Genomic DNA, 19,784 nt, shown 5'->3' with positions numbered 1-19,784 from the left:
ATTGACTGAGCGTCCACGTTCTTTTGCCCGGTCGTCTCCGGCAAGGCACGGCGTTCGGGGGAACTTCAGTGAGCGTGCATCTCAGGCGGGATCTCTGGGTCCTGGACGCGAAGGTCCAGTCCGACGCCGTCGAGCAGTACCGCAAGGCCTGCGCGCACCTGTTCGACATCACCCTGCTGTCGCCTGAGGCGGACTTCCACAATCGGATGGACGGCTACCAGCTGGGCCACATGGTCCTGGCCCGCTGCGTCGGCGTGCCCCAGCGCTTCGAGCGCAAGCTGTCCCACATCATGGCCGACCCCACCGACACCGTCATGGCGGTGCTGGACCTCGAGCAGGCCGTATGGGGCGCCGACTATGACGGCCGCGCCGCCAGCAACGAGATGGGCGAGATCCGGGTGGTGGACATGGCCCGCCCCTCAGACCTAACCAGCCAGACCGGCTACTGCACGCTCTATCTGATCGTCCCGCGCGGCCTGCTGGACCCGCAGGTCGCGGGGCTCGACTTCCACGGCAGGGTCCTGTCGGAAGCCAGTCCGACGGGACGCCTGTTCGCCGCCCACCTGCGCACGCTCTGGGCGTCGGTCGGGACGTCGGGAGGGTCGATCACGCAGATCGAAGCGCCGATGGTCGCCAAGGCGACGACCGCCCTGCTGAGCAGCGCCATCCTGGCGTGCGGCGAATCCATGGGCGCCGATCCACGCCCCCTGGAGAAGGTGCTGCTGGTCTCGGGCCAGCAGTTCGTGGCCCAGCGTCTGGACGATCCGGACCTGTCGCCGGAGATGGTGCGCCAGCACCTGGGCGTCTCACGCAGCCAGCTCTACAAGGTGTTCGAGCCGGCCGGCGGCGTCAGCGCCTTCATCCAGCGGCGACGCCTGGACCAGGCGTTCGACGTCATCCTGCAGGATCGCGCCGAGCAGCTGACCCTGGCCGAGGTCAGCTATCGCCACGGCTTTCGCTCGGACGCCCATTTCAGCCGCGCCTTCAGCGCCCGCTTCGGCGTGACGCCGGGGCGGCTGCGCAAGGTGGGCGAGGCCGCGCGCCAGGAAGGCCTGTCCGCCCAGGAACGGCCGGACGACGTCTTCGCCTGGCTGAAGCGGCTCTAGCCCGCGCCCAGCGCCACGGCGATGTGATAGGTCGCGAACGAGGCGATGTAGGCCAGGCCGGTCATGTACAGGAACATCACCGTCGGCCAGGTCCAGCCGTTGGTCTCGCGCTTGACCACGCCCAGGGTCGCCGCGCACTGCGGGGCGAAGATGTACCAGGCCAGGAACGACAGGGCCGTGGCCAGCGACCACTTGCCGGCCAGGAGGACGCCGAGCTTGGTGCCCGCATCGTCGTCGCCGCCGACCGCGTAGACCGTGCCCAGCGCCGCCACCGCGACCTCGCGGGCGGCGAAGCCCGGGATCAGGGCGATGGTCATCTGCCAGTTGAAGCCGATGGGGGCCATGACCGGGGCGATGAAGTGACCGATGCGGCCGGCGAAGCTGTAGTCGATGGCCGGCCCCGTCGCGCCTTCCGGCGGATAGGGGAAGGTCGACAGCACCCAGACCAGCACCATCAGCGGCAGAATGATCCGGCCGGCGCGGCTCAGGAAGATCCGGGCGCGGGTCCACAGGTTCATCAGGACGTTGCGCGGCTCGGGCCAGCGATAGGTCGGCAGCTCCATCATGAAAGGCTCGACCGCGCCGCGCCAGAAGACGCTGCGGATCACGAACGACACGGCCAACGCGCTGACGATGCCGCCGGCATAGAGGCCGAACATCACCAGGCCTTGCAGCGACAGCACGCCCCAGACGGTCTGGTTCGGGATGAAGGCCCCGATGATCAGGGTGTAGACCGGAATCCGCGCCGAGCAGGTCATCAGCGGAGCGACCAGGATGGTGGTCAGGCGGTCGTGCTTGTTGTCGATCACCCGCGTGGACATGATCCCGGGGATGGCGCAGGCGAAGCTGCTGAGCAGCGGGATGAAAGCCCGGCCGTGCAGGCCGGCGCCGCCCATGATCTTGTCCATCAGGAAGGCCGCGCGGGCCATGTAGCCGCTGTCTTCCAACAGCAGGATGAAGAAGAACAGGATCAGGATCTGCGGCAGGAACACCAGTACGCTGCCGACGCCCGCGATCAGGCCGTCGGCGATGAAACTGGCGAGTAGTCCGTGCGGCAGCACCTCGCCGACCCAGCCGGCCAGGCCCGCGAAGCCCGCGTCGATGGCGTCGGCCGGGACCGTGGCCCAGGTGAAAACCGCCTGGAACATCACGAACAGCAGGGCGAACAGGATGGCCAGGCCCGCGACCGGATGCAGCAGCACGCCGTCAATCTTGCCGGTCACCGTGTCGGGGCGCTCCGGCGGCTTCACGCAGATCTTGAAGATGCGCTGGGCCTCGGCGTGGGCGGCGCGGATCTCGGCGGCGGTCGGCTCGTGCCAGACGCTCTCGGCCTCCACTCGGCGCTCGGAGACCAGGGCCTCGACCTTCTCCAGCAGCTCGGGCAGGCCGCGCTTGCGGGTCGCCACCGTGGTGACGATCGGCGCGCCCAGTTCCTTGGAGAGCAGGTCCAGATCGATACGCAGGCCCTGGCGCTGGGCGATGTCGAACATGTTGAGGGCCAGCACGAATGGGCGGCCGACCTGCTTGAGCTCCAGCACCAGGCGCAGGACCAGGCGCAGGTTGGTGGCGTCGGCCACGCAGATCAGCACCTCGGGCGCGACCTCGCCGGCCAGCTTGCCCAGCACCGCATCGCGCGTGACGACCTCGTCGGGGCTGCGGGCGCGCAGGGAATAGGTGCCCGGCAGGTCGAGCACGCGCATCTGGCGGCCAGCGGCCGTGGTCAGCACGCCCTCCTTCCGCTCGACAGTGACGCCGGCATAGTTGGCCACCTTCTGGCGGCTGCCGGTCAGGGCGTTGAAGAGCGCCGTCTTGCCCGAGTTGGGATTGCCGACCAGGGCGATCCGGGTGGCGGTGGTGTTCTGAGCAGGAGCGTCGGAAGCGGCGACAGCGGTATCGAGGGTCAAGGTCTTAGCGTCCGTCGAACTTCACGGAGACGGCGCCAGCCTCGCGGCGGCGCAACGCCACGCGCGTATCGTCGACGCGGACGGCGATCGGGTCGCGCCCGAACAGCCCCTCGTGCAGCACCTCGATCGCGGCCCCTTCCACGAAGCCCATCTCCAGCAGGCGTCGCTCCAGCTCCTCCGCCGCCACGGCCTCGGCCGCGCCGGACACGCCGGTGACCTTGACGATGACGCCGCGCTCGCCGCGCCCGGCCGAGGCCAGGGGACGCACGCCTGCGGGATCAGTCCCGGCTGGGTTGAATTCGGGGGACAGCACGAACGCTTCGGACATAATGGCTCCGATTGGATTGCGAACGATTATCAGTCGAACTCTGCAATGTCGATTCAACGATCCTGCGGTTCTGAGCTATGCTGGCTGCTTAAGGGCTGTTGGGACCGAATGGCGCAGGGTCGTTAATAGATTCGACTCTTCGACCGCTGCTCGGTCTGATTGCGTGTAACGATTCGTATGGGCGAATTATGCGTAGGCTGATGTTGGCGCTCCTGACGGGCGCCTATCTTTGTCTGGCTCTGGTCGTCTCCCTCTTCCTGGTCAGGACGGGAGCGACGCCGGCTGTCGGCGTCTCGGCCTTCATCGGCACATTCGGCCTGTGCTTCGCCTTCCACGGCCTGATCGCCCAGGCGTTCATGGGCGCGGGCCTGCGCGGCGAGATCGACACCGTCCGCGAAGCCCACGCCATCCTCCTGGACCAGATCGAGAAGGTCGACGCCCGCATCTCCGACCTGGTCGAGACCGTCGCCGTCGACGCCGAGCGTCGCTCCGAGCAACTGACGACCGAGGTCCACCAGCTGGAAGACCTGATCCAGCAGATGAACGACAAGCTGGAGCACCAGCTCAGCCACCAGGTCGCCGCCGCCTCGGCGCGCCACACCAGCCAGGGCCGCGAGCGCGCGCCGCACGCCAGCCACATGCTGCAGGTCGTGCAGGACGCGCTCGCCGAGAACCGCGTCGACCTCTACCTGCAACCAATCGTCAGCCTGCCTCAGCGCCGGACCGTCTTCTACGAAAGCTTCTCGCGCCTGCGCGACGAGAGCGGCCGCGTGATGATGCCCGCCGAGTACCTGGCCGTGGCCGAGCCGGAAGGCCTGATGACGGCCATCGACAACCTGCTGCTGTTCCGCTGCGTGCAGATCGTCCGTCGGCTGGCCAAGCAGGACCGCAAGATCGGTATCTTCTGCAACATCTCGCTGGCCAGCCTGGGCGACGAGAGCTTCTTCCCGCAGTTCCTCGAGTTCATGCAGGGCAACAAGGACCTGGCTGGTTCGGTGATCTTCGAGCTGGGCCAAGGCGCGTTCGACCGCCGCGGCGCAGTCGAGGCCCGCCACATGGCGCGCCTGGCCAGCCTGGGCTTCAGCTTCAGCCTCGACAAGGTCGCCGACCTCGACCTGGACTTCCAGGACCTGGCCCGCGCCGACGTGCGCTATCTGAAGGTCGGCGCCCAGATGATGCTGGACCAGCTGGAAGAGCAGGACGGCAAGCTGATCATCGCCTCGCTGCCCGACCTGAACGCCAACGACTTCGCCGCCCTGACCCGCCGCTACGGCATCGAGGTCATCGTCGAGAAGGTCGAGGCCGAGAAGCAGATCGTCGACATCCTGGATCTCGACATCGGCTATGGCCAAGGCCACCTGTTCGGCGAACCGCGCGCCATCCGCGACGCGGTCCTGGCCGAGGCCGAACCGCCGGCGGACTTCATGCGCGGGGCGATGCGCCGCCGCGCGGTGGGCTGGTAATCAACGCCACTTGGTGACCGTCCACGCCTTGGGCGGGGACGGCAGCGGCCGACGGCACGGCAGGGTCGCGACGACCTTGCCCTCGAAGCTCAGCGGAACCTCGCCGGAACCCGGAGCGCACAGCGCGACCGCCGCGTCGTAGGCGCCCGAAGCCTCCTTGCGGATGTCCTTGCCCGCGATCGCATCGACCGACGGATCGCCCTTCACCGCCTCGCACGAATTGCGCATCCGCAGCTGGACCGAACCGGCGGCGTTGAGGTTGAAGCCATAGTTCTCGCAGGGGCCGCTGAGCACCGCGATCAGCAGCGCGCGGCGGTCGACATCGTCGGAGCGGCCTGGCTCCAGGCTGGCGCCCAGACCCTTGAACGCCGTGGTCAGGCGGGCCCAGCGGTCGCCCTCGGCCGGCTGCATCAGAAGGTTCAGCGCATCGTCCGGCGTCGCCTTCATGCCGGCCGCCGCCAGGAAGCCCTTGGCGTCATAGCCGCCGTCACCGGCCCTGGCGTAGGCGAAGACCTCGCGCCAGGCGTCCAGGACGTCCTGCTTGCCGCCCGAGGCGGCGCGCAGCTTCAGGTCGGCCGCCCACTGGATGGCCACGCCGCAGTCATAGATGGCCTTGCCACTCTTGGGCGGCTTGTCGGCCATGCCCTTGTCGCCCAGGGCCACGGCGCAGTCGGTCAGGCGGCCCGCGAGGGCGTCGCCGACCTCGCGCTCGCTCAAGGCCCCGGTCTCGCGCGCGGCCAACAGCGCGGCGTATTCGGCCGCGCCCTCGTGCAGCCAGGCCTGCTTGACCGGCTCGCGGGAATTGAACGGCCCCCGGTTCCAGAAGTGGAAGGCCTCGTGGGCGACGAAGTTGGCGACCCGTCCGTCGGTCTCCGTCGCGCTGTCCTTGCCATAGAAGCGCAGCGACATGGCCGGCCCGTCGACGACATCGCCCTGCCAGCCGGGCTCGCCATCGGGGACGCGGGTGGCGATCAGGGTCGGGGTGTGCGTCGGCCCGGCGCCCAGGCGACGCGTATAGTAGGCTGTCGCGCCCTGCCCCGCCTTCACGATCTGGGCGCGCAGGGTCTTGGCGACGTTCGGCGCCACGACCAGGGTCGCCGGTCCGGTCGACACATAGGCCGCCGGGCCGACATAGACATAGCCCGCCAGCGAAACCTTGCCCGCGACCTTGCGCGGCAGGGTCAGCCAGCCCTTGGGCGTCGTCACCGTGGCCGTCGGGGCGGCGGCCTTCTCGGCCGTGAAATAGGGGCCGTAGACCTGCCAGCCGTCGCCGATCCGGGTCAGGGCCGGGTAGCTGCGGTCGCGCACGGCGGTGTCCGGCGTCAGGGTGACGGAGAAGGTCGAGAACGGCTTGCCGTCGTCGCGCTTCAGCACGCCGTCCTTCAGGGTCATGCCGGCGGGCGCATGCCAGGTGTCGGCGCGAACCTCCTCGGCCGTCTCGTCGAAGACGAACTTCTCGACCGGTTCGGCGAGGGTGAAGATGGCGGTCACGCCGCTGGCGCCGGACTTCAGCGCGACCTGGGCGCCGGGACCCGCCAGCGCGTTGGTCGCCAGGAGAGCCATCGCCAGACCGCCGACCACGCTGCGCCGCATAAGGACCTTCCCACCAAGAGCTTGACCTCTTGGTAGGGCGCCGCGCCGGAGCAAGCCAGCGCGGCGTTCGCGCCAGGCGGCCTTCTCGGCGGCCGGGGCCGGGCCTGGAGGCGGTCGCGATAGACTGCTGACAGGTTTGGGCGCGCGGCCGCAAGCATCGGAATGATTCAGGGCGGCGACCGGCGCATGGTCTCTCCAACGAAAGGAGACCCGCGATGACCGCCCTCACCTATCTCGATGACGACGCCCGCTGGGACGCCATGCGCGCCAAGGACCGCGCCACCGAAGGCGTGTTCTACATCGGCGTGCGCACGACCGGCGTCTACTGTGTCGCCAGCTGCGGCGGCCGCCCGCTGCGCAAGAACGTCGCCTTCTACGCCACCCGCGAAGAGTGCCGCGCCGCCGGCCTGCGCGCCTGCCTGCGCTGCAAGCCCGACATCAACCGCGAGACCCTGCGCTGGGGGATCGCCGAGACCAGCCTGGGCCTGGCCCTGGTCGCCCGCTCCGACGCCGGCCTGCGCCTGGTCACCCTGGGCGACGACGCCGAGGCGCTGAAGGCCGACCTGGAGAAGCGTTTCAAGCACGCCCGGATCGTCCGGGACGACCAGGACCTGGCCGCTGATCTGGAAGCCGTGGGCGATCTCGTCGACCACCCCGACCACCGCCTGGCCCTGCCGATCGACGACCAGGGCACGGACCTGCAGAAGGCCGTCTGGGCGGCGCTGCGCGAGATCCCGGCCGGCGAGACCGCCTCCTATGCCGACATCGCCCGCGCCATCGGCCGGCCCAGCGCCTTCCGCGCCGTGGCCCAGGCCTGCGGGGCCAACCCGCTGGCGGTGATCACGCCCTGCCACCGCGTGGTCCGCTCGGACGGCGGCCTGTCCGGCTACCGTTGGGGCGTCGAGCGCAAGCGGGCTCTTCTGGCTCGGGAAGCCGCGTGACACTGGACTGGCCCCGTATCGCCGCCGAACTCGACGCGCGCGGCTGGGCCCTGACCGGCCCGATGCTGAAGCCCGAGACCTGCGCGGCCATCGCCGACCTCTATCCCCAGGACGCGGGCTTCCGCAGCCGAGTGGTCATGGCCCGCCACGGCTTCGGACGCGGCGAGTACAAGTACTTCAGCTATCCCCTGCCGGACGTCGCGCAGCGGCTCCGGCAGGGGCTGTATGGCCCGCTGTCGGCGATCGCCAACGCCTGGGTCGAGCGGCTCGGCGAAGAGCGGCGCTTCCCCGAGGCGCTGGACGGCATGCTGGCGCGGTGTCGGGAAGCCGGGCAAGTGCGGCCGACGCCGCTGCTGCTGGCCTATGGGCCGGGTGACTACAACTGCCTGCACCAGGACCTCTATGGCGAGCACGTCTTCCCGCTGCAGGCGGCGTTCCTGCTGGACGAGCCGGGGCGAGACTTCGAGGGCGGCGAGTTCGTGATCGTCGAACAACGGCCGAGGCAGCAGAGCGTGCCGCAGGTCGTGCCGCTGAGGCAGGGCGAAGGCGTGATTTTCGCGGTGCGCGAGCGGCCAGCCGAGGGCGTGCGCGGCGTGCACCGGCGGGTGTTGCGGCATGGGGTAAGTGAGGTGCGCAGCGGGCGGCGGCGGACGCTGGGCGTGATCTTCCACGACGCGACTTAAACCTGGGAGCGCCCCCTCCGTCTCGCTGCGTATCCGCAGCGATCCACCTCCCCCGCAAGCGGGGCAGGAAGGCAGCTTCCTCCTCACCCGTGAAACGGGGGAGGTGGCGCGGCGCGAAGCGACGTGACGGAGGGGGCGCTTGCCTCACCCCAGCGGCGAAACCCCGAACAGAACCTTGTGCACCGCAAACACGAACAGCGCCCACAGCGCCGTGCCCGCCACCACCGCGATCACGTCGGCGATCGGCTTGGTCACGACCGGCGCGGGCTCGTTGCGGCCGATCGCCGAGATCAGGTCGAGGATCGCCCAGACCAGAAACGACCCGAACAGCAGCGCCGAAGCCTGGTCGCCATTGGCCAGCAGATGGCCGCTGGCCCAGGCGATCGTGCCCAGCAGCATCGGATGGCGGACCGCCGCCTTGATCCGCCCGACCGGCCCGTTCGACATCGCCATCAGCACGAAGGCGACCCAGACCAGACCCCAGGCGGCCTTCCGGCCCCACATCGGCGGATCATAGAGCTGCGGCGCCATCGGCCGGGCCAGGATCCAGCCCCAGATGATCAGGCCCAGCCCGACGGCCGCGAGCAGGGAATAGAGGCCCTTCCAGCGCTTGGGATTGGCGGCGATCTGCGCGTCGCGGAACGGCCTGGCCAGGATCCGCACCGAGTGGATTCCCAAGAACACGACCAAGCCCAGGATCAGTATCGTCATCGGCCCCTCCCATTTGAGGAGGAGGATAGTCACGTAACGTCGGTCTCCGGAAGCTACGCCGTTCGCCCCTTGAATCCCGCGCCCTGAGGGACAGCTAAGGCCCGTGGCGACATTGACGCCCGCGCCTTCACTCGGTACCGCCCAAGCCATGATGGATTTCCCCGCCGGCCTGTCCGCCCTTTCCGACCGCTACGACGTGGTGCTGTGCGACGTGTGGGGCGTGATCCACAACGGGGTTCAAAGCTTCCCCGAGGCCTGCAACGCCCTGACCAAGTGGGCGCAGACCAAGGGCCCGGTGGTGCTGATCTCCAACGCGCCGCGCCCCTCGGCCGACGTGGTTTCGCAGCTGGACGGCCTGAAGGTGCCGCGCTCGGCTTGGAACGCCTTCGTCAGCTCGGGCGACGCCACCCGCGCCCTGCTGGAGCCGCATGCGGGGACCAAGGTCTGGAAGGTCGGCCCCGAGCGCGACGCGCCGCTGTGGGCCGGGTTCGACCTGACCCTGGCCGGTCCCGAGGACGCCGACTTCATCCTGAGCTCGGGCCTCTATGACGACGAGACCGAGGTCCCCGAGGACTATCGCGACCGCCTGAAGGTCGCCGCCGACCGGGGCCTGCTCTTCATCTGCGCCAATCCCGACCGCGTGGTGCAGCGCGGCGACCGCCTGATCTTCTGCGCCGGCGCCCTGGCCGATCTCTATGAGAGCCTGGGCGGCAAGGTGGTCATGGCCGGCAAGCCCTACGCCGCCATCTACGACCTGGCCCTGATCGAAGCGGAGCGTCTGCTGGGCCGTCCCGTCGATCGCGACCGCGTGCTGTGCATCGGCGACGGCGTCATCACCGACGTGAAGGGCGCCCACGACCAGAAACTGGCCTGCCTGTTCATCGCCAAGGGCATCCACGGCGAGAAGGCCGTCGGTCCCGATGGCCAGCTGATCCCCGACGCCGTCCACGCCCTGCTGGACGCCGAGGCCGTGGGCGCAACCCACGCGGTCGGCGATCTGGTCTGGTGAAGTCCGCCTTCTTCAAACGCGCATCCAGACGCAAAACCGTAGGCACTTTTGCTGGATGCGCTTCCCCGGCTATGCTGTGTGCAACGCACAATAAAAACCACAGGGGAGCGCGTCATGCAGGGTAAGTTTCTGGAAGAGCTGAGCATTGGCCAATCGGCCGAGCTGGTCCGCACGGTCGGCGAGAGCGACATCGAGGCCTTCGCCGAGGTCACGGGCGACAACAATCCCGTCCACCTGGACGCCGACTACGCCGCCGGCACCAACTTCGGCGAGCGCATCGCTCACGGCATGCTGTCGGCCGGCTACATCTCGGCGGTGCTGGGCACCACCCTGCCCGGCCCGGGCGCGATCTACCTGTCGCAAGCCCTGCGCTTCAAGCGGCCGGTGAAGATCGGCGACGCCGTCACCGCCAGCGTCACGATCACCGATATCAACGAAGCCAAGGCCCAGGTCACCCTGGCCACCGTCTGCAAGGTCAACGGCAAGGCCGTTGTCGATGGCGAGGCCCTGGTCATGGTTCCGCGCAAGGCCGCCTGATGCATCTGAAGACCGTCCACGCCTGGAAGGACCTGCCCGCCGAGGAGCGCGGCGCGTCCGTCGCGCTCGGCAATTTCGACGGCGTGCATCGCGGTCACCAGCAGGTGATCGCCCAGGCGGCGAAAGCAGCCCTGGACGGCAAGACGCCGCTGGGCGTGATCACCTTCGATCCGCACCCGCGCCGCCTGTTCCGCCCGACCGAGCCGGCCTTCAAGCTGATGACCCACGCCCAGCAGGCCCGCGCCCTGGGCGGCCTGGGCGTCGACCTGCTGTACCTGCTGCCGTTCGACTTCGAGATGGCCAGCTTCGGCGACCGCGAGTTCGTCGAGAAGGTCCTGGTCGAGGGCCTGGGCGTGAAGCACGTCGCCGCCGGCTTCGACATCTCGTTCGGCCGTGGCCGCACGGGCAGCGGCGACCTCCTGAAGACCTATGGCCAGGAGTACGGCTTCACCGTCTCGATCGCCGAGCCGGTCGCCAGCCGCGACGGCGACAAGTTCTCGTCGACCAGCGTCCGCGACGCCCTGCGCAACGGCGAGCCCGATCAGGCCGCGCGCATCCTGGGCCGTCCGTTCGCCATCGAAGGCGTGGTGCGCCGGGGCCAGCAGCTGGGCCGCCAGTTGGGCTTCCCGACCGCCAATGTCGAGGTCGAGGACTATGTGGTCCCCAAGCTGGGCGTCTATGCCACCCGCACCCGCCTGCCCGACGGGCGCGAGGTGCCGGGCGTGGCCAACCTGGGCAACAACCCGACCACCGGCATCGTCGAGACGCGGCTGGAGACCTGGCTGTTCGACTTCGACGAGGACCTCTACGGCCAGATCATCGAGACGGACCTGATCGCCTTCCTGCGTCCGGAACTGAAGTTCGACAGCCTGGAGCTAATGGTCGAGCAGATCCGCCGGGACGAGCAGGCGGCCCGGGCGATCGTGGCGCCGGCGTTTTAGATCCGAAAATCCTCCCCCTAGCGGGGGAGGTGGCGCGAAGCGCCGGAGGGGGAAGGTCTCCTGACCCGGCCTCTTCCCTCTCCGTCGGCTACGCCGACACCTCTCCCCTGGGGAGAGGATTTGGGGCGTGCTCCCGAAGCCTTTGCGCCCAGGGCCGCCCTCTGCTATCCCGACCCCATGAGTTCCGTTCGGAAGATTTCGCGAATTATCCGCCCGGCGTGACGCCGCCGGACGATCATCCAGCGCGCGCCGGGTTTTCCCGCCCTCTTCCGACACCTTTTCAAAGCCGGACACTTATTCCATGGCCGACGACGCCACGACCGCCCGCGACTATCGCGAAACCGTCTTCCTTCCCGACACCCCGTTCCCGATGCGCGGGGGCCTGCCCAAGAAGGAGCCCGAGATCCTGGAGGGCTGGGCCGCCCTCTCCGACAAGGGCCTCTACGGCGCGGTTCGCGCCAAGCGCCAGGCCGACGGCGCGCCGCTGTTCGTGCTGCACGACGGCCCGCCCTATGCCAACGGGGCCATCCACATCGGCCACGCGCTGAACAAGACGCTGAAGGACTTCGTGGTCCGCTCGCGCTTCGCCCTGGGCTACGACGTCGACTACGTGCCGGGCTGGGACTGCCACGGCCTGCCGATCGAGTGGAAGATCGAGGAGCAGTTCCGCGCCAAGGGCCGCCGCAAGGACGAGGTCCCGGCCGAGGAATTCCGCCGCGAATGCCGCGCCTATGCTGGCGGCTGGATTGAGGCCCAGAAGGTCGAGTTCCAGCGCCTGGGCGTGCTGGGCGACTGGTGGAACCGCTACGCCACCATGGACTTCACCTCTGAAGCCACCATCGTGGCCGAGTTCCACAAGTTCCTGGCCACCGGCCAGCTCTATCGCGGCTCCAAGCCCGTGATGTGGAGCCCGGTCGAGCGCACGGCCCTGGCCGACGCCGAGATCGAGTACCACGACCACGTCTCGCCCACGATCTGGGTGAAGTTCCCGGTCGTCGAGGGCTCGGACGTCGCGGCCGGCGCCAGCGTGGTGATCTGGACCACCACGCCCTGGACCATCCCGGCCAACCGCGCGGTCTCGTACAACCCGGATGTCGCCTACGCCGCCTATGAGGTCACGGCCCTGGAGGAGAACCTCGAGTTCGCCCCCTGGTCCGCGCCGGGCGATCGCCTGATCGTGGCCGAGAAGCTGGTCGACGACGTCATGAAGGCGGCCAAGGTCGCGGCGTTCAAGAAGATCGAGAGCGTCGACTGCGAAGGCATGGTCCTGGCCCACCCGCTGGCGGCCTTGGACACCCACTACGCCTTCGCCGTGCCGATGCTGGCCGGCGACCACGTCACCGACGACGCGGGGACGGGCTTCGTCCACACCGCCCCGGGCCACGGCGCCGACGACTACAATGTCTGGCTGGCCCACGGCCATCGCGAGATCCCCGACACCGTCGACCCGGACGGCGCCTACTACGCGCACGTGCCGATGTTCGGCGGCCTCAAGGTCATCGAGACCGAAGGCAAGAAGACCGGCAAGTTCGGGGCCGCCAACGGCGCGGTGATGGACAAGCTGATCGAGGCCGGCGCCCTGCTGGCGCGCGGCCGCGTCGAGCACAGCTATCCGCACAGCTGGCGCTCGAAGGCCCCGGTGATCTTCCGCAACACCCCACAGTGGTTCATCCGCATGGACCACGCGGTGGAGAGCCTGGGCGGCAAGACCCTGCGCGAAGTCGCGGTGCAAGCCATCGCCGACACCGCCTTCCACCCCGACGCCGGCCGCAACCGCATCGGCTCGATGGTCGAGACGCGTCCCGACTGGCTGATCAGCCGCCAGCGCAACTGGGGCACGCCCCTGGCCATGTTCGTGGACAAGCACACCGGCCATCCGCTGAACGACCCGGCCGTCAACGCCCGCATCCTGGACGCCATCCGCGAGGGCGGCGCCGACGCCTGGTTCACGCGTCCCGACGCCGACTTCCTGGGCGTCCATGACCCGGCCCAGTACGAGAAGATCACCGACATCCTGGATGTCTGGTTCGACTCGGGCTGCACCCACGCCTTCACGATCGAGGGTCGCGACGACAGCCGCTCGCCGGCCGACCTCTATCTGGAAGGCTCGGACCAGCACCGCGGCTGGTTCCAGTCGTCGCTTCTCGAAGGCTGCGGCACCCGTGGCCGCGCGCCCTACAAAGCGGTTCTCACCCACGGGTTCACCCAGGACGAGAACGGCGAGAAGATGTCCAAGTCCAAGGGCAACACCGTCGAGCCGCAGACCATCACCAAGGAAAGCGGCGCCGAGATCCTGCGTCTGTGGGCGGCGATGGTCGACTATTCGGAAGACCAGCGGATCGGCAAGACGATCCTGGCCACCACCACCGACGCCTATCGCAAGCTGCGCAACACCACGCGCTATCTGCTGGGCGCCCTGGCCGGCTTCGACGAGGCCGAGCGGGTCACCGACTACGCTGACTTCCCGCCGCTGGAGAAGTACATCCTGCACCGCCTGTGGGAGTTGGATCGCGACGTTCGCGCCGCCTACGAGGCCTATCGCTTCAGCGACGTGGTCCGGCCGCTGATCGAGTTCTGCCAGGGGGATCTCTCGACCCTGTTCTTCGACATCCGCAAGGACAGCCTCTATTGCGACCGTCCCGACGCGATCCGTCGCCGGGCCTATCGCACGGTGCTGGACTATGTGTTCGAGCGCCTGACGATCTGGCTCTCGCCGCTGACCAGCTTCACCATGGAAGAGGCGTGGCAGACGCGCTTCCCCGAGGCGGGCTCCAACAGCCTGCGGGTGATCCCGGCGACGCCCGCCGAGTGGAAGAACGACGCCGAAGCCGCCCGCTGGGCCAAGGTCGAGACCGTGATGTCGGTCGTGACCGGCGCCCTGGAAGTCGAACGCCGCGAAAAGCGCATCGGTTCGGCCCTTGAGGCCTCGCCGGTGGTCCATGTCGCCGACGAGGGCCTGCTGGCTGCCTTCGACGGCCTGGACGCCGCCGAGGTGTTCCGCACGTCGTCCGCCACGCTGGCGGCCGGCGACACCGGCGCGTTCCGGACCGACGAGGTCAAGGGCGTGTCGGTCGATCCGACCCTGGCCGAGGGGAACAAGTGCGCCCGCTCGTGGCGCATCCTCCCCGAAGTGGGAACCGACGCGCGCTATCCGGAGCTTAGCCTTCGCGACGCCGAAGCGGTGGCGTACTGGGACGCGCAGCGAGGCTGAAGACTAGCTTCCCTTCTCCCCTTGCGGGAGAAGGTGTCGCGCAGCGACGGATGAGGGGTCGCATGGCGAGCCCGGTGAGACCCCTCATCCGACCTGCTTCGCAGGCCACCTTCTCCCGCAAGGGGAGAAGGAACGTTGGGAACGAGAGCTTGGCGTCATTGAAAATCACCCGCCTCGGCTGGACGGCCTATGCTGTCGCCGCCGCGACCCTGGTTCTGGACCAGGTCTCCAAGCTCTGGGTCCTGGGCCTGCTGGGCCGCGAGGAAGGGTCGAGCCTCCCGCTGCTGGGGCCGGTCCACCTGACCATGGTCCATAACTACGGCATGAGCTTTGGCCTGCTGCGCGACCACGTGGAGTGGGGCCGCTGGCTGCTGACAGGCTTCTCACTCCTCGTGGTGATCGGCCTCTCCCTCTGGGCGCGCAAGTCGAGCAAGCTGCTGCCGGCCCTGGGCATCGGCATGATCATCGGCGGCGCCATCGGCAACAACCTGATCGACCGGGTGCTGTACGGCTATGTCGTCGATTTCGTCGACGTCTCGCGCTTCTACTTCCCGTGGGTGTTCAACGTCGCCGACTCGGGCATTTCGATCGGCGTGGCCTGCCTGTTGCTGGACAGCTTCCTGTCCGAGGAAAACAAGCTGTCGCACCAGACCGAGTAACTTCGCCTAATGTCTTTTGGGCCGAATGACGCCGCATTCGCGTGGGAGATTGGCGCCCGCGCGATGATGTCGTATCGAGAGCGTCCGAAATTTTGGCCGGGGGACGGCCGCTGGAGCATGGTTAGATGAGTTTCAATCGGGTCGCGACCGTGAGCGCCCTGACCGCCGTGGCCGCCATCGGCCTGGCCGGCTGCACCTCGACCCAGAAAGCCCTGGGCATGAGCAAGGTGGTCCCCGACGAGTTCCGCGTCGTCAGCAAGGCCCCGCTGGCCGTGCCGCCGGACTACGCCCTGCGCCCGCCGGCGCCCGGCGAGCCGCGTCCGCAGGAACTGCAGCCGGAAAGCGCCGCTCGCGCCGCCCTGATCGGTCAGAGCAACGCCGCCGGCCGTTCAGAAGGCGAGAAGCTGCTGGTCGCCCGCGCCGGCACCGACAAGGCTGACCCGCTGATCCGCTTCGTCGTCGACGACGAAAACGGCGACCTGGCCCACAAGGACGAGAGCTTCGCCAGCAAGGTGATGTTCTGGAAGAAGGGCCAGCCCAAGGCGACCAACGTAGCCACCGCCGCCGAGTCGGGCGCCAACGCCCCGCTGGAAGTCGACGCCGCCGCCGAAGAAGCCCGTCTGAAGAAGATCCTGGGTCCGGGTGGCGTGGTCATCAGCCGCGAGAAGAAGACCGGCATCAAGCTGCCGGGCCTCTAAGGCTGGATCGCTAGAGAATCAGAACGGCCCGGGACCTCGCGGTTCCGGGCCGTTTTCGTTTGCGGGCGATCCCGACGCAACCTTGCTCGGTCAGTTCTGACGGCGCAGCACCTGTAGGCGGACCCGGTCGGCCGGCGAAAGGTCGAGCTGCCCCGCTCTCTTCCACTTCGCTTCGGCAGCGTCCCGCTTGCCCTGCCGCGTCAAAGCCTCGCCCCACTTGATATGGAGCGCCCCCCAGTTCGGGGCTCGCTCGGCGGCCGCGGCATAGGCTCTTATCGCGGCGCTTGGCTGTCCCAGCGCGAGGAACGCATCACCCTGCCCCTTGAGAGGATCGGCCCAGCGAGGGCCGCGCGATTGCGCCTCCTTGAACAGCGACAGCGCTTGGCGGATCTCGCCACGCCCAAGTCTGGCTTCCCCCCATCGCTGATAGGACACTGGCAAGGACGGCCCCTGCCGCAAGGCCTCGGCGAACCAGCGATCCGCTCCCGCATGATCGCTCTTCGCGTCAGCGAGCTTCGCGCGCGCCAAAAGGCAGGGGTGGCAGTCGCGCGGCGTCGCCATCAGGAAGGCCTCTGCCTCGCCGAAGCGGCCGACCGCCGTCAGCGCTTCTGCCGCGCTGGCGGCGGCGCTGCTCTCCTTCGGATGCTCCCCAGCCGCGGAAATCAACCCGACAATGGCGGCTTCCACCGCCGACGAGTCCGCCCTCTCACGGGCCAGTTCAAGCATCACCGGCAAGTAGTAGGAGGTCGAGCGCGCCTTGATGGGGGGTAACGCGCGCGCGGCCGCAGTTGGCTCGTGCAAGGATATGAACGCGAGCGCTTTTCGGTAGCCCGCGTCCTCAGCCATTCCACTGTAGTCAGGAAGCCGCGCGCTCTCGTCGGCCAGGTGGAGCGCGCGGACGAATTCACCCTCCCTCATCGCGATGGCTGCCAGATGTTCATTGATGTTCTGCGCCCGCGCCGCTGGCGCTGTGTCCGCGTGCTTAGCCTCCCACTTCACGTAGGTCCGGGACCACTTCAGCCCCTCTTCGTCCCGTCCCAAGACCCGCAGCGTGCGCGACATGGCCGACTGCCCCGGGCCGAACGGACCTTGGCGCATCGAAGCCGTGAAGTGTTGGATCGCACCGGCATAGTCGTATCTCCGCCGAGCGGTGAGGCCGAGCGCGATATGGGCCCAGGCCTGATCCGTTGGATCGCCGTTGCGGATCAGGCGATCAAAGATCGCGTCTGCCTCCGCCGATCGGTTCCCCTTGCTCAGGTAGATCGCGTATCGATAGGGCTGGGTCTGCGCGTAGAGGTTCTCCGCCGCTCGATCCAGCAAAGGTTCAATATCAGCGTTGCTTCCGCTGACCACGCCCGCCGGAGTCTCGACGCCGGAGGCGCGGATGCTGAGCTTCAGGGCCGTATCGGTGCGGAAAAGCTCGCCCGAGACCTCGGTCTTGCGTCCGAACCGGCCAATCAGGTGTTCGACGTCGGCTAGGGTCAGCCCCGTCGAGGGAATCTCCAGTTTCAGATCCTGCTCGGTCCAGGCGTCCTTGTAGCTGATAGCCGGGCGGGCGGTGTCCGTCGCCAGCTGCAGCGCGCGGACGCGGTCCAGCACCAGGCCCGCGACGGCTTCACCCGTAAGCCCCTTCGCGGCGAGATCGGGCGGAACGGAGAAGGGCGCCACCACCAGAGTGTGACGACGGCTCGCGTCCCACATCATCCACCCGACGAAGCCAATAGCTACCGCGACGGCCGCCATAAGAAGTCGTTGCAGCAGAAGGCTAGTCCGCTCCTTGTCAATCTGCAGGCGCAGCAGCTTGCGCTGATCGACCAACAGCAGGCGCGCGTCCTCATGAGGCGTGGAGCCCTCGACGATCGCCTCCATGGCTATCTCGATGGGATCCGGCGTCGTCGGCGGCGCAGTCTTCCGCGCCCGCCCACGCCCTTGCGTCGTCTTTCCTTCAGCCATTTCGCCCCCAAGCTCGACCATCGTTGATCGACCGTAGAGAGAGCGTCAACCGCTTAGGTAGTGATGGCGCGGGTAGGCTGACGTCGCGAGGGCGATGACAGTCTCACCCCTCGTCCTCCAGTTGGGCCGGCGTCTCGATGCGGTAGCCGCGCTTGCGCAGTTGATCGAGCACGCCGCCTTCGCGCAGCAGACCGATCAGTCCGACAAAGGCCACGGCGCCCTCGCCGCGATCCAGGGCGGCGGCGATCGCGTCGGCCATCCGGCCCTCGCTGTTCTCCAGCCTGCTCTGCATGGCCGACATCGTCTGGACGCAGGGATCGTAGGTGGTCGGCCCGATGAGCAGAGCGCGCACATCGCCCTGCATCCAGGCCTGCGCCCTCTGCTGGCGCAGGGCCGCCGGGTCGCGCGGCCGCATCGCCCAGCGGACGCAGGTGAGGCCGTCGTGTCCGCCCCGCTTGAAGCTCTCCTTCATGCCCTGCGCCATCTGGCCGCCGACCATCGTGAAGCGCGCGCCCAGGCGACGCGCTTTCGCGTCGAGATCCTGGGGCTTGCTGGGCTTGGGCCTGGCCCTTGTCTCGAGGTCGAACTTGATGAGCATGCCCGCCATGTTCGGGCGGAACCTGGCGTAAAAGCCCGATGGGCGCTTGGCCAGGGTCTCGATCTCGGCCAGGCGGCCGCGTTCGGCTTCGCTCAGCTCCGCCATCCAGTCCCGGTCGGTGTCCAGCGTACCCTTCTCGAAGTTGGTCTTGCTGGGCGGGATGCCGATGACCTGGCGCGAGGCCTTCACCCGGCGCTCGAACGCCCTGCTGTCCCACTTGGCGTCGGCCGGCACCTGGACGCCGATGCCCAGCACCCAGACCTTGGCGTCGCCCTTGGAAACGCTCCACCAGGCCGGCCCGGGGGTTCGCGCATTGACGACCAGGGCGTCGACAAGGGCGGTCTCGCCATCTTGCCGGGCCAGGACCGGCGTCGCGGCCGACGCTAGGGCCAGCGCCATCAGAACAGCCTTCACGAAACCCCCGCCTCAACCTGAGATTTTACATGTCGGATCGAACCGGCCGCCCCGTCAATCCCCCGGCGTGCGGACGGTGATCCCCTTGGCGCGCAGCTTGTCCAGCACGCCATCCTCGGCGACCAGGCCGCGCATCGAGAAGACCGCCACGGCGTGGCCGGGGGTCTTCAAGAGATCGCTGAGGGCCGCGACCTCGTCGTCCACCGACTGGCGCATGGCCTCGGGCATGCCCGGCAGCAGCAGTTGGCAGCGCTCGGCGCTGCGGGGGCCGGCCAGGGCCGCCTTCACCCGCCCTTGAGCCCAGGCCTGCGCCGCCGCGCGGCGGCCGGCGGGACCGGCCTCAACGGTGTCCAGGGTTTCGGACAGGCAGGCTAGGCCGGCCTCCTCTGTGTGGTCGCGGACCAGGGTCTTGAGCATCGGCATGGCCTTGTGGATCTGGGCCGGACGCGGCTTGGCCTTGTGCTTGCGAGCCAGGGCCTTGATCGTCTTCTCCGGCTCCATGCCCTCGAGATCGGCCTTCTTGTCGGCCTTGCTCGACAGCTGGAGCGCGATGATCAGCGGTTTCCAGTCCTCCCAGCCGTCGGGGTCCTTGGGATCGGCCGCCGCCCAGGCGCGCTGCATCCGGGCGGAGAGCGCCGGCGCGCGCAACGTCCACGACCCGTCGCCCTTGGCCTTCTTGCGCAGGCTCAGCAGGGCCGGCAGGTCGCCCAGGCCGGCGCGCCACTCGGGATCGGTCAGCACGGCGAAGGCCCCGTCCAAGCGGTGCTCCAGCACCGACTTGTCCCAGGCCATGCCCTTGGGCAGAGCGCCAGGCGTACCCAGTACATAGATCGTGGTGTCGGCGTCGCTGACCCGCCACCACGCCGGGCCGGGCAGCTTGGCGCTGACCACCAGGGCCTCGACCACATTGGCCTGCGGGTCGTCGATGGCCCCACTGGCGACTTGGGCCTGGGCGCCGGTCGCGGCGGTGACGCCCGCCAAGGCGAGGCCGATCAGTGTCGAACGCATGTCGTTCATATCCCCCTGCCGCCCCCG

Annotated in this window: 18 protein-coding genes and 1 pseudogene; 12 read left to right on the top strand and 7 right to left on the bottom strand. The window is 68.6% G+C overall.

Annotated elements, in window-relative coordinates:
• Nucleotides 1-68 precede the first annotated feature (68 nt).
• Complete coding sequence (locus AC07NN_RS02140) at nucleotides 69-1,106, top strand: AraC-like ligand-binding domain-containing protein (RefSeq protein ID WP_494637493.1); 1,038 nt, start codon at nucleotides 69-71, stop codon at nucleotides 1,104-1,106.
• Here AC07NN_RS02140 and feoB read toward each other — a convergent pair.
• Complete coding sequence (gene feoB, locus AC07NN_RS02135; RefSeq protein WP_494637492.1) at nucleotides 1,103-3,010, bottom strand: ferrous iron transport protein B; 1,908 nt, start codon at nucleotides 3,008-3,010, stop codon at nucleotides 1,103-1,105. The two genes, AC07NN_RS02140 and feoB, sit on opposite strands and share 4 nt — an antisense overlap.
• Before the next feature lie 4 nt (nucleotides 3,011-3,014).
• Nucleotides 3,015-3,338, bottom strand: coding sequence for a FeoA family protein (locus AC07NN_RS02130; RefSeq protein ID WP_494637491.1), 324 nt, complete (start codon nucleotides 3,336-3,338; stop codon nucleotides 3,015-3,017).
• Nucleotides 3,339-3,526: 188 nt separating this feature from the next.
• Here AC07NN_RS02130 and tipF point away from each other — a divergent pair, with 188 nt between their 5' ends.
• Nucleotides 3,527-4,801, top strand: a complete 1,275-nt coding sequence (tipF, locus tag AC07NN_RS02125; protein ID WP_494637490.1) for a flagella assembly cyclic-di-GMP phosphodiesterase TipF — start codon at nucleotides 3,527-3,529, stop codon at nucleotides 4,799-4,801.
• On the opposite strand, the gene AC07NN_RS02120 is transcribed toward tipF, so the two are convergent.
• A complete protein-coding gene (locus AC07NN_RS02120; RefSeq protein WP_494637489.1) occupies nucleotides 4,802-6,394 on the bottom strand; it encodes a hypothetical protein in 1,593 nt (530 codons plus the stop codon).
• 215 nt (nucleotides 6,395-6,609) lie between these two features.
• On the opposite strand from AC07NN_RS02120, the gene AC07NN_RS02115 reads away from it, so the two are divergent.
• The 3 genes and pseudogenes from AC07NN_RS02115 to AC07NN_RS02105 form a co-directional block, all read left to right on the top strand.
• A complete protein-coding gene (locus AC07NN_RS02115) occupies nucleotides 6,610-7,335 on the top strand; it encodes a methylated-DNA--[protein]-cysteine S-methyltransferase (protein ID WP_494637488.1) in 726 nt (241 codons plus the stop codon).
• On the top strand, nucleotides 7,332-8,018 hold the full coding sequence (locus tag AC07NN_RS02110; protein ID WP_494637487.1) for a 2OG-Fe(II) oxygenase: 687 nt from the start codon (nucleotides 7,332-7,334) through the stop codon (nucleotides 8,016-8,018). The genes AC07NN_RS02115 and AC07NN_RS02110 overlap by 4 nt, the downstream gene beginning before the upstream one ends.
• A gap of 10 nt (nucleotides 8,019-8,028) precedes the next feature.
• Nucleotides 8,029-8,145 (top strand): annotated as a pseudogene (locus tag AC07NN_RS02105) (hypothetical protein); the annotation flags it as partial.
• Between the two features lie 17 nt (nucleotides 8,146-8,162).
• On the opposite strand, the gene AC07NN_RS02100 reads toward AC07NN_RS02105, so the two are convergent.
• A complete protein-coding gene (locus tag AC07NN_RS02100; protein WP_494637486.1) occupies nucleotides 8,163-8,729 on the bottom strand; it encodes an NnrU family protein in 567 nt (188 codons plus the stop codon).
• Nucleotides 8,730-8,877: 148 nt separating this feature from the next.
• Here AC07NN_RS02100 and AC07NN_RS02095 point away from each other — a divergent pair, with 148 nt between their 5' ends.
• The 7 genes from AC07NN_RS02095 to AC07NN_RS02065 all read left to right on the top strand — a co-directional run bounded on the left by AC07NN_RS02095 (nucleotide 8,878) and on the right by AC07NN_RS02065 (nucleotide 15,784).
• Nucleotides 8,878-9,738: a TIGR01459 family HAD-type hydrolase gene (locus AC07NN_RS02095; protein ID WP_494637485.1), complete on the top strand. Its 861-nt coding sequence runs from the start codon at nucleotides 8,878-8,880 to the stop codon at nucleotides 9,736-9,738.
• Between the two features lie 114 nt (nucleotides 9,739-9,852).
• Entirely contained in the window at nucleotides 9,853-10,275 is a 423-nt protein-coding gene (locus tag AC07NN_RS02090; protein WP_494637484.1) for a MaoC family dehydratase, read from the top strand.
• Nucleotides 10,275-11,216 (top strand): bifunctional riboflavin kinase/FAD synthetase, encoded by a 942-nt coding sequence (locus AC07NN_RS02085; RefSeq protein ID WP_494637483.1) that lies wholly within the window; start codon nucleotides 10,275-10,277, stop codon nucleotides 11,214-11,216. The genes AC07NN_RS02090 and AC07NN_RS02085 overlap by 1 nt, the downstream gene beginning before the upstream one ends.
• A 177-nt stretch (nucleotides 11,217-11,393) precedes the next feature.
• Nucleotides 11,394-11,438: a hypothetical protein gene (locus tag AC07NN_RS02080; protein WP_181242883.1), complete on the top strand. Its 45-nt coding sequence runs from the start codon at nucleotides 11,394-11,396 to the stop codon at nucleotides 11,436-11,438.
• Nucleotides 11,439-11,517: 79 nt separating this feature from the next.
• Entirely contained in the window at nucleotides 11,518-14,427 is a 2,910-nt protein-coding gene (gene ileS, locus AC07NN_RS02075; RefSeq protein ID WP_494637482.1) for an isoleucine--tRNA ligase, read from the top strand.
• Nucleotides 14,428-14,576: 149 nt separating this feature from the next.
• Nucleotides 14,577-15,086 carry a signal peptidase II gene (lspA, locus tag AC07NN_RS02070; protein ID WP_494637481.1) on the top strand — a complete coding sequence of 170 codons (510 nt, stop codon included), beginning with the start codon at nucleotides 14,577-14,579 and terminating at the stop codon, nucleotides 15,084-15,086.
• Nucleotides 15,087-15,211: 125 nt separating this feature from the next.
• Nucleotides 15,212-15,784, top strand: coding sequence for a DUF3035 domain-containing protein (locus AC07NN_RS02065; RefSeq protein ID WP_494637480.1), 573 nt, complete (start codon nucleotides 15,212-15,214; stop codon nucleotides 15,782-15,784).
• Nucleotides 15,785-15,874: 90 nt separating this feature from the next.
• On the opposite strand, the gene AC07NN_RS02060 is transcribed toward AC07NN_RS02065, so the two are convergent.
• The 3 genes from AC07NN_RS02060 to AC07NN_RS02050 all read right to left on the bottom strand — a co-directional run bounded on the left by AC07NN_RS02060 (nucleotide 15,875) and on the right by AC07NN_RS02050 (nucleotide 19,757).
• Nucleotides 15,875-17,653, bottom strand: a complete 1,779-nt coding sequence (locus AC07NN_RS02060) for a tetratricopeptide repeat protein (protein ID WP_494637479.1) — start codon at nucleotides 17,651-17,653, stop codon at nucleotides 15,875-15,877.
• 187 nt (nucleotides 17,654-17,840) lie between these two features.
• Entirely contained in the window at nucleotides 17,841-18,749 is a 909-nt protein-coding gene (locus AC07NN_RS02055) for a TraB/GumN family protein (protein ID WP_494637478.1), read from the bottom strand.
• A 54-nt stretch (nucleotides 18,750-18,803) separates the two neighbouring features.
• Nucleotides 18,804-19,757: a TraB/GumN family protein gene (locus AC07NN_RS02050; RefSeq protein WP_494637477.1), complete on the bottom strand. Its 954-nt coding sequence runs from the start codon at nucleotides 19,755-19,757 to the stop codon at nucleotides 18,804-18,806.
• Between the last annotated feature and the right edge of the window lie 27 nt (nucleotides 19,758-19,784).

The organism is Caulobacter sp. GW821-FHT09H08 (assembly GCF_059415885.1).
The sequence above is the reverse complement of the archived record's forward strand: the minus strand, read 5'-3'. Positions and strand labels throughout refer to the sequence as shown.

Excerpts from the sequence above, each read along its gene's own strand:
- AC07NN_RS02130 (WP_494637491.1), bottom strand. The coding sequence starts at position 3,338 with ATGTCCGAAGCGTTCGTGCTGTCCCCCGAATTCAACCCAGCCGGGACT.
- tipF (WP_494637490.1), top strand. The coding sequence starts at position 3,527 with ATGCGTAGGCTGATGTTGGCGCTCCTGACGGGCGCCTATCTTTGTCTG.
- AC07NN_RS02120 (WP_494637489.1), bottom strand. The coding sequence starts at position 6,394 with ATGCGGCGCAGCGTGGTCGGCGGTCTGGCGATGGCTCTCCTGGCGACC.
- AC07NN_RS02115 (WP_494637488.1), top strand. The coding sequence starts at position 6,610 with ATGACCGCCCTCACCTATCTCGATGACGACGCCCGCTGGGACGCCATG.
- AC07NN_RS02100 (WP_494637486.1), bottom strand. The coding sequence starts at position 8,729 with ATGACGATACTGATCCTGGGCTTGGTCGTGTTCTTGGGAATCCACTCG.
- AC07NN_RS02095 (WP_494637485.1), top strand. The coding sequence starts at position 8,878 with ATGATGGATTTCCCCGCCGGCCTGTCCGCCCTTTCCGACCGCTACGAC.
- AC07NN_RS02090 (WP_494637484.1), top strand. The coding sequence starts at position 9,853 with ATGCAGGGTAAGTTTCTGGAAGAGCTGAGCATTGGCCAATCGGCCGAG.
- AC07NN_RS02085 (WP_494637483.1), top strand. The coding sequence starts at position 10,275 with ATGCATCTGAAGACCGTCCACGCCTGGAAGGACCTGCCCGCCGAGGAG.
- ileS (WP_494637482.1), top strand. The coding sequence starts at position 11,518 with ATGGCCGACGACGCCACGACCGCCCGCGACTATCGCGAAACCGTCTTC.
- AC07NN_RS02065 (WP_494637480.1), top strand. The coding sequence starts at position 15,212 with ATGAGTTTCAATCGGGTCGCGACCGTGAGCGCCCTGACCGCCGTGGCC.
- AC07NN_RS02060 (WP_494637479.1), bottom strand. The coding sequence starts at position 17,653 with ATGGAGGCGATCGTCGAGGGCTCCACGCCTCATGAGGACGCGCGCCTG.
- AC07NN_RS02050 (WP_494637477.1), bottom strand. The coding sequence starts at position 19,757 with ATGCGTTCGACACTGATCGGCCTCGCCTTGGCGGGCGTCACCGCCGCG.